This is a genomic window from Clostridium sp. OM02-18AC, from assembly GCF_003481825.1.
Classification (GTDB): domain Bacteria; phylum Bacillota; class Clostridia; order Lachnospirales; family Lachnospiraceae; genus Brotaphodocola.
On record NZ_QULW01000042.1, the window covers coordinates 1 to 1327 of the forward strand.

General features: G+C 50.0%; 1 protein-coding gene. It reads right to left on the reverse strand.

All coding sequences use genetic code 11. The annotated features are described in order from the left end of the window. Positions 1-1178, reverse strand: a 1178-nt coding sequence (gene ygeW / locus DXB18_RS15990; protein WP_118544272.1) for a knotted carbamoyltransferase YgeW, incomplete at its 3' end; no start/stop codon positions are given. Positions 1179-1327 lie beyond the last annotated feature (149 nt).

Sequence of the window (1327 nt, forward strand, 5' to 3'; positions counted from 1 at the left end):
GTTGCTTTCTCAGCCAGCTTTGCAAGAGTCTCCTGCGGGCACTGCTGTTTTGCAAGCAGGATCATAGCTGCGATGATGTATGGCTTGTAGCTTGCCTCTTTGTACAGAGGAGTACGATAGCGGTCGAATACAGATGCCTCTACCTCGCCGTCCTTGCAGGATACGTCGTTGATATCAGCCGGTAAGCAGTGCAGGTACAGAGCCTTGCCATCCTTGGTGGTAGCCATTAACTCTTCGGTGCAGCACCAGTCTTTGTGCTCTGCGTTCTGAGCCAGCAGCTCTTTCTCCAGAGCCTTGATGCCGTCGGTATCGCCCTCAGCGTAGAGGTTGGTTCTCTTCTCCATAGCTGCGAACGGAGCCCAGCTCTTCGGATATACGATATCAGCATCCTTGAATGCCTCTGCCATGGAATTGGTCTTGGTGAAGCTGCCGCCGGTCTTCTCAGCGTTCTTACGTGCAACTTCCTCAACCTCCGGCATTACCTCATATCCTTCCGGATGAGCCAGAACAACATCCATACCGAATCTGGTCATCAGACCGATAACACCCTGCGGTACGGAAAGCGGTTTGCCGTAGCTTGGGGAGTAAGCCCAGGTCATAGCTACTTTCTTACCCTTTAAGTTCTCAACGCCGCCGAAGGTGTTGATGATGTGAAGCATATCAGCCATACACTGGGTCGGATGGTCGATATCGCACTGTAAGTTAACCAGGGTAGGTTTCTGCTCCAGAACGCCGTCTTTGTGACCCTCGGTTACTGCATCTACTACATCATGCATGTACTTGTTGCCCTTGCCGATGTACATATCATCACGGATACCGATAACGTCTGCCATGAAGGAGATCATGTTAGCGGTCTCACGAACGGTCTCACCATGAGCGATCTGGCTCTTGCCCTCGTCCAGATCCTGAACTTCAAGACCCAGCAGGTTGCAGGCAGATGCGAATGAGAAACGGGTACGGGTGGAGTTATCACGGAACAGGGAAATGCCCAGACCGGACTCAAATACTTTGGTAGAGATGTTGTGCTCTCTCATGTAGCGCAGAGCGTCAGCAACGGTGAAAACAGCCTCGATCTCGTCGTCGGTCTTCTCCCAGGTCAGGAAGAAATCGCCCTCGTACATATCTTTAAAGTTCAGTTTGTTCAGTTTGTCAATGTAACCCTGTAATACTTTGTCCATTTTGATCTCCTTCTTTTCACATATGAAATTATTATTTTGATGCGGTCAGCGCAGCATGGCGCTGACCTGCCGGTTACTGAAATAATATCAGATTATTTGATATCGTTGTTGGTCTTGCCTGCACGGAACTGGGAAATATCATCCGTTTT